This is a genomic window from Amycolatopsis sp. NPDC043887 (assembly GCF_056435665.1).
Genome location: NZ_JBWKEB010000005.1, coordinates 141519 through 155040, shown reverse-complemented (window position 1 = coordinate 155040; position 13522 = coordinate 141519). Strand labels below are relative to the sequence as shown.

Below are 13522 nucleotides of genomic sequence, written 5' to 3'. Positions count from 1 at the left end.
CGGCCGCCACCCCTGTGTCATCCAAGGGCCGGATCCGAGATCGAGAGGGGACCCATGGAGATCGCTTGCCCGCAATGCGCGCAGGTCGACCAAGTGCAGAGTGTGCCGGCGGTGTTCCAGAGCGGGCAGACGACCTACCGGGTGCAAGGCGGCATGACGGCCATCCCGGCGGGCGACGGCGTGGTCTACACCGCGACGACGCACACCGGCGTGTCGGTGACCGCCACCGCGGCCTCCCTCTCCCCTTACCCGGTGCTCCGCGGCGGCTGCTTCCTGGCGCTCGTGCTGGTCATGCTAATCCCCGCGTTCGTGTTCCTCGCGTTCGCCACCGACGTGCTCGACGAGAACGTCGCGCCGACGTCCGGGTCGCGCAGTTCATCGGAGCGTCGATCTTCCCGTTCGGTGCCTTCGCGCTGGTCGCGCTGTTCGCCGTGCTGTTCGTGCTCAGGCTGCGGCGCAACGCGCGGATCCGGCGGGGCATCCCCGACGCGCTGGAGTACTGGCGGCAGGCGTGGTTCTGCCACCGCTGCGGCGGGGTGTTCTTCCCGCGCGGCGAACTGATGTCTGCCGCGACGTTCCGCGGACTGGTGTGGCGAGCGGGTGCTACGCCGGGCTCACCCGACGACGGTGAGCGCGCCGGGAACACAGGTGACGTCGATCGGCAGCCTGCCCAGCGGCTCGCCGTCGGCGTACACGGGCAGGTCGCTGCCCGCCAGATGGATCTGACTGGCTTTGAGGGTCCGGACCGCCGGATGCGCGATGTGCTGCCCGGCCCGGACTCCGGGCAGCATGCGGAGCAGGTCGCGCCGGGTCGCGTTGCCGACGACGGTGACGTCGAACAGACCGTCTTCGGGGTCCGCCCCGGGGCAGATCGGCATGCCGCCACCGTAGAACGGGGTGTTGCCGACGGCGATCATGGTGGCGTCGAGTTCGAGTGTCTCGACGTCCGTGCGGAGCACGACCGGCCGGGGCCGGAAGGCGGCGAGTTCGGCGAGGATCGCGACGTCGTAGCGGCGCGGGCCGCGAGGCCAGGTCAGCCGGTTGGCTCGTTCGGTGACGAGGGCGTCGAAACCCGAGCACAGCACCGTGGCGAACCATTCGCCACCCGCCCGGCCGAGATCGATCCTCCGTCGTTTCCCCTCCGCGATCCGCCTCGCGACGAGATCGGCGGCGGCGTGCGGCCGATCGGGGATGCCGAGTGCCCTGGCGAAGTCGTTGCCGGTACCCGCGGGGACGAGCCCGAGTGCGACGCCGGATTCGGCGCAGAACTGCACGCCTTGGTGCGCCGCACCGTCACCACCGAGGACGACGAGGACGTCCAGCCCGGCCGCGCGCGAGTCGGTCGTCAGCGCGCGGGATTCCTCGACCGTGTGGGCGACGAGGACGTCGAGCCGGTCCACGACGGGCCGCAGCCGCGCCGCGACCGACTCCAGCAGCCGTCCCGCGGCCCCGTCACCGGAGGCGGGGTGGACGGCCAGCGCCGCGTGCATCCCCGGCTCAGGTGACGTCGTCGGTGCTGGTGCGCTTGCCGTTCGTGGCGGCCGACGGTTCCTCGTCGATGGTGCTCGGCGTGTAGTCGAACGGCGCGGCCTCGTCGTCGGCGAGCTTGTCCCAGCCCTCGGTGCCGCGCACCTTGTCGAGCTTGCGGTCGTGGAAGCGCGCGATCTGGATCGAGAGCTCCAGGAGCACCACCAGCGCGCCGGCCAGGGCGAGCATCGAGAACGGGTCCGAACCGGGCGTCGCGAACGCGGCGAAGACGAACACGACCATGATCAGGCCGCGGCGCCACTTCTTCAGCGTCTGGTACTTGAGGACGCCGACGCGGTTCAGCATCACCACGAACAGCGGGAGTTCGAAACTGACGCCGAAGATCAGCAGCAGCGACAGGATGAACGAGATGTACTTGTCACCGGTGAGGGCGGTGATGAACTGGTCGCCACCGAAGTTCATCAGCAGCTCGAGAGCGTGCGGGATGAGCAGGTACGCCAGCACGGCGCCGGCGGCGAACAGGATCGACGCGAAGAAGACGAAGGTGAGCGCGTACTTGCGCTCCTTCGAGTAGAGGCCGGGCGCGATGAACGCCCAGATCTGGTAGAGCCACAGCGGGGCGAGCAGGACCGCGCCCGCGGCGAGACCGACCTTCAGCTGGATCATGAAGGCTTCGAACGGAACCGTCTGAAGCAGCTGGCAGGGACCGTCGGGTTCCCCGCCGAGCCTGCGCTGGTACGGGATGCCGCAGTACGGCCCGGTCATGATCTGGCCGAGCGACGGGATCGGGCCCACCCTGGTCTGGAACCAGAGGAAACCGATGATCCCGCCCGCCAGGATGGCGAGCAGCGCGAAGCCCAGACGGCGCCGGAACTCGTAGATGTGCTCGATGAGCGTCATCGTGCCGTCGGGGTTGGCCCGACGGCTGCGCTTGCGCCGCTTCGTGCCGCGGCGCTCCTCACCGGAGGCGGAATCCGCCACTGGACAGTCCGTTCTCGTCAGGGTCCACCATGAGCGCGCCGGCACTTCGGCGCGCTCATCCGCGAACAGGCTCCGCTTGGCTAACTAAAGACCGCTCAGCTGGCGTTCTTCTGCGCCTGCTCGGCCGGAGCGGGCGCGGCGGCCTGCTGCTTCTTGAGCTCGTCGAGCTGACGCTGGAGGTCGGCGACCTGCTTGTCCTGCGCGGTCGCGGCGGGCGCGGGCGTGGTGGCCTGCGGCAGCTGCTTGGTCTCGACCTCTTCGGCCTCGGCGGCCTTGTCCTTGTCTCCGGCCATGTCCTTGGTCTCGGCCTTGAAGATCTTCATGGACTTGCCGATGGACCGCGCGGCGTCCGGAAGCCTCTTGGCGCCGAACAGCAGAACAACGACGAGCACCAGGATGATGATGTGCCACGGCTGCAGCGCGTTCATCGTTTGCGGCCTCCTTCTCGAGTCTCTCGTGTGTGATGTTACCGGTCTTCGAGCCCACGTCGTTGCGCGATCGCCACGCGCAGCGCGGCCGACCGGGCGCGAAGGAGCCCTGTCCGTTTTCGGGTGTTCGTAGCCACCATGCTCATCGTATGGGTGAGTACGCGCAAGACTCTGCGTAATTTGATTAGCAGAACAAAGAGCAGGATGAGCCCGGCGACGGCGAGCGCGATGCTCGGCAGGTACGACACGGCGTCACCCTACTGCTCGTAGGTTGACGTTAGGTGACGAGCCCGGGCCAGTGCGTCGGCCGCCCGTTGACGAACTGCCTCTGCGAGCGCGACCGGGCTTTCGACCTGCGCGTCTCCGCCCAGCCCCAGAATGAGCCGGACCATCCACGATTCGTCGGCGTACCGCATCCGGATGCGCAGCCGCCCGCCGTCGAGCTCGTCGAGCTCCTCACAGGGGTAGTACTCGGCTACCCAGCGTGCGTCGGGGTCGAGGACGAGAACGGCTTCCTGCTGATCGGGACGCGGGCGGAAAACACCATCGGAAATGTCAGTGGGCTGTGCGTGCGCCGGCGGGACGGCGGGTTCGTCCAGCACGGTGAGCTCATCGATCCGGTCGAGGCGGAACAGCCGGACACCCTCGGCGCGGCGGCACCACGCTTCGAGGTAGCCGACCGCCTGGACGATGAGCAGCCGCATCGGATCGACGGTGCGTTCGGTGATCTCGTCCTTCGACGCCGTGTAGTACCGGATCCGCAACGCGCGCTTCGCCGTGAGAGCGGCCCGGACGGCTTCGCGCGTGCCTGCCGTCTTCTTGCCTTCCCGCACTCCCCCGCCGACGACGATCCCCGACGGCTGGGCCTGCCCCGCGGCCACCTCGATCTTCGCGATGGCCCGGCGGACCGCGTCGGCGTCGACCACCCCGGGCGTCTCGGCCAGCGCGCGCAGCGCGACGAGCATGGCCGTCGCCTCGCCGCCGGTGAGCCGCAGCGGGCGGTTCATGCCCGCGTCATGCGTGACGACGATCGTGTCGCCCTCGAAAGAGAGGTCGATCAGGTCGCCGGGGCCGTAGCCGGGCAGCCCGCACATCCACAGCAGTTCGAGGTCCTTGCGCAGCTGCTTGGGTGTGACGTCGAAGTCGTGGGCGGCGTCGTCGATCTTGATCCCGGGCCGCGCGAGGAGATACGGCACGAGCGCGAGCAGCCGCGGCATCCGTCCGGTGGTGCTCATCGGGCACCGCCGGCGTGCGCGATGGCTTCGAGGCGGCTGAAGACCGACTTCGCGAGCACCTCTGGTTCGAGGACGAGGACGTCCGGCCCGTGCGCGGTGAGCCAGTCGGCGGCGGATTCGGGGTAGTACAGCTCGATCTCCACGAGATCGCCTTCTTCTCCCCCGGCGTCGCTGCGGCCGACCACCCGGCCGCGGCGACGGACCCCGGCGGCCCGGCCGTCGGCGACCCAGACACTGGCGGTGGTCGGCGCGGACGGGTCCTCGCCACTGCTGGCGGAGACCATCCGCAGCAGGTTGACCCCTTCCGGGCGTTCGACGACGCCGGTCGCGCCGAAGGCGTCGACCTTCCCGGTCACGCGCGAGAGGCGGAAGCACCGGGGCGCACCGCGGTCCCTGTCGTGCCCGACGACGTACCAGCGGCCCTTCCACGACACCACGCCCCACGGTTCGAGGGTGCGGATCTTGCGTTCGGCCGAACCACTGCGGCGGTACTCGAAACGCACCGCCCGCCCGGCTTGGACGGCGGCGAGCAGCGGGCCGAACGCCGGTTCGGCGCGGACGCGGGGTTCGACGACGGTCGGGGCGTGGTCGTCGACCTCGACCCCGGCGGCGCGGAGTTTCACCAGCGCGCCTTGCGCCTCACCGGTCAGTTCCGGGGAATCCCACAGCCGGACGGCGAGGCCGACCGCGGTCGCCTCGTCGGGCGCCAGGTCGATCTCGCCGAGTTCGTAGTCGCGGCGCGCGATGCGGTAGCCGTCGATCGCGTCGAAGGCGGAATTGCGGCCGGTCTCCAACGGGATGCCGAGTTCGCGCAGTTCGGTCTTGTCGCGCTCGAACATGCGGAAGTACGCCTCGTCGCTGGCCGCGTCGGCGTACCCGGGCACGATGCCCCGGATCCGCTCGGCGGTGAGGTACTGCCGGGTGGACAGAAGGGCCAGAACCAGGTTGACCAGACGTTCGGCGCGTGCGGTGGACACCCGGCTACCCTAGCCCGCGCCGTCCGACCCGATGGTGACAGCCGCCGATCGCGCGTCGTAACGATCCCTGGCGGTCTCGACCTCGTCGAACCGGGTCTCGGCCCAGTCCTTGATCCCGGCCAGCAGCTGCCGGAGGCTCCGGCCGAGCTCGGTCAGTTCGTAGTCCACGCGGACCGGCACGCAGGGTGTCACCGTGCGGGTCAGGAGGCCGTCCCGTTCGAGGGTCCGCAGGGTCTGCGTGAGCATCTTCTGGCTGACGCCGGCGATCCGGCGCGAGAGGTCGCTGTAGCGCTGGGGTCCGTCGCCGAGGGCGACGAGGACGAGGCTCACCCATTTGCCCGAGACCTCGTCGAGCAGTTTCCGGGCGGGACAGGCCGCGAGGTAGGCGTCGTAGGCCCGTTTCTGTTCGTCCCGGCGTTCCTGTGCCGTGCGCGTGACCACGGTGCGCGTACCTCCGTGTGGGTTGGGCACCTCGAGGTGCGTACTTCCCGAAGGAGAGTAACTCCCCATACGTTCGCCGTGAACGATTCCCGGGAGGAGAACGATGCGCGCAGTGGTGGTCCGCCGGTTCGGCGGGCCGGAAGTCCTGGAGTTCGCCGAAGTCCCGGTGCCGGCACCGGGGCCCGGTCAGGTACGAGTGAAGGTGGCCGCGGCCGGGGTCAACCCGGTCGACGCCGGGACCCGGTCGGGTTTCCTGACCGAGGCGGGGATCATCCCGCCGCGTGAGCGGGTCGGGATCGGCTGGGACGTGGCCGGGACTGTCGACGCCGTGGGCGGCGGCGTCACCGGGTTCGCCGCCGGCGACAGCGTGATCGGCCTGCTGGACCGGCCGTCAGCCGCGCTCGGCGCGTATGCCGATTTCGTCGTACTCGACGCGGACGCGATCGCCGCCGCCCCGCGGACGGTGTCCCTCGCAGAGGCCGCGACGTTGCCGCTGAACGGTCTCACCGCGGTCCAGGCCCTCGATCTGCTCGACCTGCCATCGGGTTCGACGGTTCTGGTGACCGGCGCGGCGGGAGCCGTCGGCGGCTACGCGGTCGCCTTGGCCAAGGCGAGGGGATTCCGCGTGGTGGCGGCCGCCGGCCCGGCCGACGAGGCGCTGGTTCGAGGCTTCGGCGCGGAGGTTTTCGTGTCACGTGGCGATTTCCTCGCCGATCGCGTGCGGACGGTGGTCCCTGGCGGCGTCGACGCGGCACTCGACACGGCGCTGCTCGGGCTCGACGCGGTGGACGCGGTGGCGAACCGCGGCCGGTTCGTCGTGTTCGCCGCCGGAGCCGCCCCGATTCCGTTGCGGGGTATCAAGGTCGAGCACGTTTGGATAGCCGCCGACGGCGCGGCGCTCGCCGGGCTGGCGACCTTGGTCGACGACGGCGCGCTCATCCTCCGGGTCGCGGACACCTTGCCCTTGGCCGAGGCGGTGAAGGCGCACGAACGCCTGGCGGAGGGCGGGCTCCGCGGGAGGCTGGTCCTGACCAACGAATAAGTTGACGCTTAATTAAGCCTACGGTTATCTTCGCGTCATGGACAACGAGGAGACCCGGCTCGAACTCCGGCGCGAGTACCCGGACCCCATCGAGGACGTCTGGTCGGCGCTCACCGATTCCGAGCGCACGGCCCGCTGGATCGGCACCTGGACGGGCGAAGCCGGAGTCGGCAACACGATCATGCTGTCGATGACCGCCGAGGAGGGCTCCGAGCCGGGTCCCGCCGTCATCCGCGAATGCGATCCGCCGAAACGGCTGGTCATGGATCTGCACAACACCGGCGAGCCGACCTGGCGGGTGGAGCTGACCCTGACGCCGCGCGGAGAGGGAACGGTGCTCGACTTCGTGCATCGGATGCCCCGGCCCGACTGGGACACCTCGGATATCGCCAAGGGCTGGCATTTCTACCTCGACCGGCTGGGCGCCGCGCTCGCCGGCGAACCGGTGCCCGTATGGGACACCTACACGCCGCCTAGTTTGGAGGCATGAACGAGCGAGTACTGCTGATCACCGGTGCTTCCCGCGGCATCGGCGCGGCCACCGCGCGCCGGGCCGCGACGGCCGGATTCCGGCTGGCGTTGCTCTCCCGCGACCGCGAGGCGCTGCTCCCGCTCGTCGCCGAGCTCGGCGAGGAGCGGGCCCTCGCGGTCGCGGCGGACGTCACCGAATGGGGATCGATCTCCGCGGCCGTCGAGACGGTGAAGAACACCTTCGGCCGGCTGGACGCGGTGTTCGCCAACGCGGGACAAAGCGTCGTCGTCTCGTTCTTCGGCGACGGCGGCGCGGACCCCGAACAGTGGCGGGACATGGTGCTGACGAACGTCTACGGCACCGCCCTCACCGCGCGGGCGGCCCTTCCGTCACTGGCGGAATCGAAGGGGCACCTCGTGCTCACCGGCTCGGTCGCCGGGCGCTACCACCGGCCCGGGAACCTCTACTCGGCCACGAAATGGGCGGTGACCGGGCTCGCCGGGTCCATCCGCGAGGAGGCCATCGGCACCGGCGTGCGGGTCACCGTCGTGCAGCCGGGACTGGTCGACACCTCGATGATCCCCGAGGACTCGAAGTCCAAGCCGAAACTGGAACCCGACGACATCGCGAGGGCGGTGCTCTTCGCGCTGGAGCAGCCGCCCTCGGTCGACATCAACGAGGTCGTGGTCCGCCCGACCGGCCAGGTCCGCTAGCGCGGCAGCAGCGAGTCGGCCAGCCGCCGCCAGTGCGGCATGGCCGATTCGCCGGGTTCGATGCCGATGACCTGGACGCCGACGTGGTCGGCGCCCGCGTCGAGGTGGCCGTGCAGTTTCGCGGTGACGGTGCCGAGGTCGCCCCAGAACACGAGATCGTCGACGAGCCGGTCGCTGCCTCGACCGCCGTCGATGTCGGCTTCGGTGTAGCCGAGGCGGAGGAACTTGGCCACGTTGTACTTCGACGTCAGGTAGGCGTGCAGATGGTCGCGGGCGATCGCACGCGCCTTGCCCGGGTCGGTTTCGAACAGCACGGCGTGCTCGACGCCGAGGAAGGCCTTCTCCCCCAGCACTTCCCTCGCCTGGGCGGTGTGCGACACCGGCACGTGGTAGGTGTGCGCGCCCTCGGACCGGTCGCGGGCGAGCCCGAGCATTTTCGGCCCGTACGCCGCCAACAGCCGCCGGATCGGCCGAGCGGGCAGCGGGTTCGCGCTGGTGACAGCGTCGAGTTCGTCGAGGTAGGTGTTCATCGCCTCCAGCGGCTTGACGCCGGGACGCGCGCCACCGAAGCCGAGCCCGAGGACATGCCTGCCCGGATACGCGTCGGCGAGCAGGAGCGCCGCGCCACGGGTCCAGCGGGACCCACGGGAGTCGATGCGCGCGATCCCGTTGACCACGGCCATCTGTTCGGTGGACGCGAGCAGGAATCCGGCGTGGGTCAGCGCTTCGCGGCCGTCCCGTTCCGGGATCCAGATCGCGGGCCAGCCGAGTTCTTCCAGTTCTCGCACCGAATCCCGGATCATGCTCGCGGGCTGATCCTCGAAGTCGAACGTCCAGATCCCGAAACGCCCCAGTTCCATCTGTCTCTCCTCAAGTCGGGTCCAACGTATCGAAGTATCGCAGATTTTCGATACGTTATTCCCGGCCGGGCTCAGATGGAGCGTCCCAGCAAGTCGACCAGCTGCGCGATCCGCTGCTCGTCACGGCGATAGTGCGTCCACTTGCCCACCCGGGTGGACCGGACGAGCCCGGCGCGATGCAACAGCGCCATGTACGCCGACACCGTGGACTGCGCGAGCCCCAGCTTCGCCTGGAGATGACTGACGCAGACCCCGACCTCGTTCTGGTCGGCGATCGCGTTCTCCGGCGGGAAGTGCCGGTCCGGTTCGCGCAGCCACCCGAGCACCTGGAGCCGGATCGGGTTGGCGAGCGCTTTCAACACCTCGACCAGATGATCGGTGGTCTCCGGGACTGGTTCGGCTTGTGCGGTCATAGTCCTCAGAAGCTCGCGGGTCGGTCGTGAGTGGCGATTCGTGTTCTAACCCTACTTGCCACTCACGACCAGGGCACCCACGCGCTTTTGCTCAGGCCGTGCCGAGTCGCGCGGCCCTGCCGTTGGCCCCACTCGCCCAGCACGCGCCACGAGCGCAGTCGACCGAGTCGAGCGATCCGGTGTCGAACGACTTCCAATGCCGTCCGCCGTCCGGGCTCAGATCGCTCCCGCCGGGGCCGACGGCGATCACGGTGTTCCCCAGCCACGCCAGGCCGGAGCGGTAGCCGACCGGGGCCTCGGGCGATGTCCGCCAGGTGCGCCCCCTGTCCGCACTGAGCGCCACCGCCGGACCAGGAGCGTTCGGCGCCGCGTAGTCGCCGCCGATGGCCACGCCGTGCCGCGGATCCCGGAACGTCACCGAAAAGACCCCGGCTGAGGCGCCGCTCGGCAACGGGGTGTCCGCGGCTTCCCACGTCATCCCGCCGTCGCCGGAGTGCAGGACGCGGGCGCGGGCCCCGCCACCGGTGGCGATCCAAGCGTCACGCGGGCCTGAAGTGGTGAGGCACTGGCCGCTGGCGGCGAACCCGAACTCGCCGTCGAGCGCGGGGACCATGCCCTCGGCGGGGACCGGCTTCCACGTGCGACCGCCGTCCGAAGTGGACTGTAACCGGAACTTGCCGTCCACCGGATCGCTCATCGCGAGACCGCGCCGGTGGTCGAAGAACGCGACACAGTCGTAGAAGGCGGCAGGGTCACTGTTCCTGAAGGACAGTCGCCAGCTCTTGCCACCGTCGTCGGTGCGGTAGATCCGGGACGCGTCGCCGGGCCCGATCGACAGCGCGACCGCGTGATCGGCGTCGAAGGCCTCGATGTCACGGAAGTCGAGCGCCTCGGTGCCCGCCGGGGCGACGGGCTGCCAGGTGCGGCCGCGGTCGGTGGTGCGCAGGACGGTGCCCCTGCTGCCGCTGACCCACGCCGTACGGGAATCCACCGCGGACAGGCCGCGCAACTGGGCGTCCGTGCCCGTCGGAGTCTCCGTCCACGCGGGCTCCGGACATTCCGGTGCGGCGTGCGCGACGCCGGTGAACGCCATCGGGACGACCGCACCCAGCAGGACCAGCAACGCACGGCGCATCGGCGCACCTCTCCCTCGAAGATCCGTGAAGGCCACCTTAGAGGGCGCGGAGCTTTCCAAGATGGCCTTCACGGAGTAATTCAGAGCGAGGAGATGAGCCTCTCGACGCGTTCGTCCACCGAGCGGAACGGGTCCTTGCACAGCACGGTCCGCTGCGCCTGGTCGTTGAGCTTGAGGTGCACCCAGTCCACGGTGAAGTCACGCCCGGCGGCCTGCGCGGCGGCGATGAAGTCACCGCGCAGCTTCGCCCGCGTGGTCTGCGGCGGAGTGTCCTTGGCCAACTCGATCTCGCCGTCGTCGGTGACCCGCCGCACGAGCCCCTTCCGCTGCAGCAGGTCGAAGATGCCCCGCCCGCGCCGGATGTCGTGGTAGGCCAGGTCGAGTTGCGCGATCCGCGGGCTCGACAGGTCGAGGTCGTGCTTGTTGCGGTAGCGCTCGACCAGTCGGTGCTTGATCGCCCAGTCGATCTCGGTGTCGATCTTGCTGAAGTCCTGCTGCTCGACCGCCTCCAGCGCCCGGCCCCACAGCTCGACGACGCGCTCGGACTGCGGCGACGAACCGGTCTCCTTGACGTGCTGGACGGCCCGGGCGTGGTACTCGCGCTGGATGTCCAGCGCGGACGCCTCGCGGCCGCCGGCGAGCCGCACCTGTCGGCGGCCGGTGAGGTCGTGGCTGATCTCGCGGATGGCCCTTATCGGGTTGTCCAGCGTGAAGTCGCGGAACTGGACGCCCGCTTCGATCATCTCCAGCACCAGGTTCGCCGATCCGACCTTGAGCATCGTGGTCGGCTCGGCCATGTTCGAGTCGCCGACGATCACGTGCAGGCGCCGGTAGCGTTCGGCGTCGGCGTGCGGCTCGTCACGGGTGTTGATGATCGGCCGCGAGCGCGTGGTGGCGCTGGAGACGCCCTCCCAGATGTGTTCCGCTCGCTGGGACAGGCAGTACACGGCGCCGCGGGGCGTCTGCAGCACCTTGCCGGCGCCGCAGATGAGCTGCCGGGTCACCAGGAACGGCAGCAGCACGTCGGCGATCCGGGAGAACTCACCCGCCCGCGTCACCAGATAGTTCTCGTGACAGCCGTAGGAGTTGCCCGCCGAGTCGGTGTTGTTCTTGAACAGGAAGATGTCGCCGCCGATGCCCTCGTCCGCCAGCCGCCGCTCGGCGTCCACCAGAAGGTCCTCGAGGATCCGCTCCCCCGCCTTGTCGTGCGTGACGAGCTGGACGAGGTCGTCGCATTCGGCCGTCGCGTACTCCGGGTGGGAACCCACGTCGAGGTAGAGCCGCGAGCCGTTCGACAGGAAGACGTTCGACGAACGCCCCCAGGACACGACACGCCGAAACAGGTAACGCGCCACTTCGTCCGGGGAGAGCCTGCGTTGCCCGTGAAAGGTGCACGTGACCCCGAACTCGGTCTCGATGCCAAAGATCCGCCGCTGCATCCCACCAGAGTAGGCGGTGAAGACCCACTGAAGGTGCGCCGTTCGGGCGGCGACACGCGGTCGGTACGTTGCATTCGGTGAAAGGTGTGCGGGACGTCCCGATCGGGTCTCACGCGCATGACGTTCCGGGCCGGAAGTGGGGAACCCGTGTTAAAGCAGCTCAAGCGCCCTTTCCGCAAGGTCGGGCGGACCGATCGGCGGCTGATGGCGCGGAGTGCTGCCCTGCGGAGGACCAGGGCCGACGACGTGATCACCTCGCTCTCCAAAAGTGCGGACAAATCCAAGCTTTGGTGGTGTGTCGCGGTCCTGCTCGCGGCGAAGAAGGGGCCGACGCGCCGGGGAGCGCTCCGCGGCGTGGCCGCCATCGCCGGGGCCAGCGCGGCGGCGAACCTGATCGGCAAGCCGCTGTTCCCCCGCCGCCGCCCGGCGGCCGAAGAGGTGCCGATGCACCGGCGGCTCGTCCGGCGGCCGACCTCGTCGTCGTTCCCGTCCGGGCACTCGGCGTCCGCGGCGGCCTTCGTCACGGCCGTCGCGATGGAATCGCCCAAGGCAGGCGCCGCCCTCGTACCGCTGGCCGCCGCCGTGGCCTATTCCCGGGTCCACACCGGCGTGCACTGGCCCAGTGACGTCGGCGTGGGGATCGGGATCGGTGTCGGCGCCGGCCTGCTGACGCGGCACTGGTGGCCGCTGAACGACGACGTCCCCGGCCGCACCGCGCACACCGCCGAAGCGCCCGAGATGCGCGACGGCGAGGACATGCTCGTCCTGGTCAACCCGCATTCGGGGATCGACGGCCAGGATCCGACCGAGGAAGCCCGGTTCGCCTGGCCCAAGGCCACGATCCTGTATCCGGACGCGAAGCGTGACCTGCGCGATCAACTCTGCGACGAGATCGCCGCCCGGGACAACACCGTGCGCGCGCTCGGTGTCGCCGGGGGTGACGGGACGGTCGCCGCGGTGGCCGCCGTCGCGGCCGACCACGACCTGCCGCTCGCGCTCATCCCGGCCGGCACCCTCAACCACTTCGCCCGGGACGTGGGCATGCGCTCGATGCCCGACGCGGACGCCGCCACCGAAGCGGGCAACGCCGTCGGCGTCGACCTCGGCGAGGCCGAGATCAACCACGGCGACGACCACCGCTACTTCGTCAACACCGCCAGCCTCGGCGGCTACCCGGAAATGGTCCGCATCCGGGAAAGGCTGCAGAAGCGGCACCCGAAGTGGCCGTCGGCGGCGATCGCGCTCGCCCGCACCCTCCGGCGTGCGAAGCCGCTGGAAGTGACCCTCAACGGCAAGCACACCAGCATCTGGCTGCTGTTCGTCGGCAACGGCACCTACTCGCCCAAGGGATTCGCGCCCTCACGCCGCCCGGCGCTCGACACCGGCCTTCTCGACGTCCGGTACCTGCGCGCCGACCTGCCGTACTCGCGAGCGCGGTTCATCCTCGCCACGATCACGAACAGCCTCAACGCCAGCCACGTCTACCAGGAACTCGACGTTCCGGAGCTGCACGTCCGGCTGCTGAACGGCAACCGCCGCGTCGCCACCGACGGCGAGGTCGGCCCGCTCGGCAACGACTTCCGCTTCCGGTCGCGGCCCAGCGCGCTCACCATCTACCGGCTCTAGGCGCCGCCCTCCGGGCCGAACACGCGCCGCCGCGTCCACTGTGTACAACGCAGCCCGCAAGTTCATGAAGGCCCCCTTCATTGCGCTGAACGCCAGGGCTCGGCGAAGTCGCATAGACGCTGGTCAGCGTCGCTGTTGGTGATTCGAACGGGGCGGACGACAGCGGGCTTGAACGGACGGTGTCCACAAAGGACGCCAGCTGACGGGTGGGTGGATGTCCGTTTGATGCGCATCTGTACGGTTCTCGGTCGGGGCCGTGAGCGACAAAGAGG

Annotated in this window: 16 protein-coding genes; 5 read left to right on the top strand and 11 right to left on the bottom strand. The window is 69.8% G+C overall.

The window, feature by feature from the left end; genetic code table 11:
- The first annotated feature begins 54 nt into the window (after positions 1 to 54).
- Positions 55 to 561, top strand: a complete 507-nt coding sequence (locus tag AC069H_RS15170) for a hypothetical protein (protein ID WP_478232668.1) — start codon at positions 55 to 57, stop codon at positions 559 to 561.
- Positions 562 to 614: 53 nt separating this feature from the next.
- On the opposite strand, the gene AC069H_RS15165 is transcribed toward AC069H_RS15170, so the two are convergent.
- The 7 genes from AC069H_RS15165 to AC069H_RS15135 all read right to left on the bottom strand — a co-directional run bounded on the left by AC069H_RS15165 (position 615) and on the right by AC069H_RS15135 (position 5550).
- A complete protein-coding gene (locus tag AC069H_RS15165; RefSeq protein ID WP_478232667.1) occupies positions 615 to 1490 on the bottom strand; it encodes a diacylglycerol/lipid kinase family protein in 876 nt (291 codons plus the stop codon).
- A 7-nt stretch (positions 1491 to 1497) separates the two neighbouring features.
- Positions 1498 to 2469 (bottom strand): twin-arginine translocase subunit TatC, encoded by a 972-nt coding sequence (gene tatC / locus AC069H_RS15160; RefSeq protein ID WP_478232666.1) that lies wholly within the window; start codon positions 2467 to 2469, stop codon positions 1498 to 1500.
- 95 nt (positions 2470 to 2564) lie between these two features.
- A complete protein-coding gene (gene tatA, locus AC069H_RS15155) occupies positions 2565 to 2897 on the bottom strand; it encodes a Sec-independent protein translocase subunit TatA (RefSeq protein ID WP_034306661.1) in 333 nt (110 codons plus the stop codon).
- Between the two features lie 38 nt (positions 2898 to 2935).
- On the bottom strand, positions 2936 to 3145 hold the full coding sequence (locus AC069H_RS15150; RefSeq protein WP_005150907.1) for a bacteriophage holin: 210 nt from the start codon (positions 3143 to 3145) through the stop codon (positions 2936 to 2938).
- A gap of 9 nt (positions 3146 to 3154) precedes the next feature.
- On the bottom strand, positions 3155 to 4132 hold the full coding sequence (locus AC069H_RS15145) for a helix-turn-helix transcriptional regulator (protein WP_478228346.1): 978 nt from the start codon (positions 4130 to 4132) through the stop codon (positions 3155 to 3157).
- A complete protein-coding gene (locus tag AC069H_RS15140; RefSeq protein WP_478232665.1) occupies positions 4129 to 5109 on the bottom strand; it encodes a helix-turn-helix transcriptional regulator in 981 nt (326 codons plus the stop codon). Before AC069H_RS15140 ends, AC069H_RS15145 begins: the two co-directional genes overlap by 4 nt.
- A 9-nt stretch (positions 5110 to 5118) precedes the next feature.
- Positions 5119 to 5550, bottom strand: a complete 432-nt coding sequence (locus AC069H_RS15135; RefSeq protein WP_478228369.1) for a winged helix-turn-helix transcriptional regulator — start codon at positions 5548 to 5550, stop codon at positions 5119 to 5121.
- 103 nt (positions 5551 to 5653) lie between these two features.
- Here AC069H_RS15135 and AC069H_RS15130 point away from each other — a divergent pair, with 103 nt between their 5' ends.
- Genes AC069H_RS15130 through AC069H_RS15120 form a run of 3 tightly spaced genes read left to right on the top strand, consistent with a single transcriptional unit; the run spans position 5654 to position 7777 of the window.
- A complete protein-coding gene (locus AC069H_RS15130) occupies positions 5654 to 6592 on the top strand; it encodes an NADP-dependent oxidoreductase (RefSeq protein ID WP_478232664.1) in 939 nt (312 codons plus the stop codon).
- Positions 6593 to 6629: 37 nt separating this feature from the next.
- Positions 6630 to 7082, top strand: coding sequence for an SRPBCC family protein (locus AC069H_RS15125; protein ID WP_478232663.1), 453 nt, complete (start codon positions 6630 to 6632; stop codon positions 7080 to 7082).
- Positions 7079 to 7777 (top strand): SDR family oxidoreductase, encoded by a 699-nt coding sequence (locus AC069H_RS15120; protein ID WP_478232662.1) that lies wholly within the window; start codon positions 7079 to 7081, stop codon positions 7775 to 7777. The genes AC069H_RS15125 and AC069H_RS15120 overlap by 4 nt, the downstream gene beginning before the upstream one ends.
- Here AC069H_RS15120 and AC069H_RS15115 read toward each other — a convergent pair.
- The 4 genes from AC069H_RS15115 to pafA form a co-directional block, all read right to left on the bottom strand.
- Positions 7774 to 8637 (bottom strand): TIGR03620 family F420-dependent LLM class oxidoreductase, encoded by an 864-nt coding sequence (locus tag AC069H_RS15115; protein WP_478232661.1) that lies wholly within the window; start codon positions 8635 to 8637, stop codon positions 7774 to 7776. The genes AC069H_RS15120 and AC069H_RS15115 overlap by 4 nt on opposite strands.
- Before the next feature lie 71 nt (positions 8638 to 8708).
- Entirely contained in the window at positions 8709 to 9050 is a 342-nt protein-coding gene (locus tag AC069H_RS15110) for an ArsR/SmtB family transcription factor (RefSeq protein WP_478228341.1), read from the bottom strand.
- A gap of 91 nt (positions 9051 to 9141) precedes the next feature.
- The gene (locus AC069H_RS15105) at positions 9142 to 10185 is read right to left on the bottom strand and encodes a WD40/YVTN/BNR-like repeat-containing protein (protein WP_478232660.1); all 1044 of its coding nucleotides are present in this window, start codon (positions 10183 to 10185) and stop codon (positions 9142 to 9144) included.
- Between the two features lie 80 nt (positions 10186 to 10265).
- Positions 10266 to 11624 (bottom strand): Pup--protein ligase, encoded by a 1359-nt coding sequence (gene pafA / locus AC069H_RS15100; protein WP_007035399.1) that lies wholly within the window; start codon positions 11622 to 11624, stop codon positions 10266 to 10268.
- Positions 11625 to 11771: 147 nt separating this feature from the next.
- Here pafA and AC069H_RS15095 point away from each other — a divergent pair, with 147 nt between their 5' ends.
- A complete protein-coding gene (locus AC069H_RS15095) occupies positions 11772 to 13250 on the top strand; it encodes a phosphatase PAP2 family protein (protein WP_478232659.1) in 1479 nt (492 codons plus the stop codon).
- Positions 13251 to 13522 lie beyond the last annotated feature (272 nt).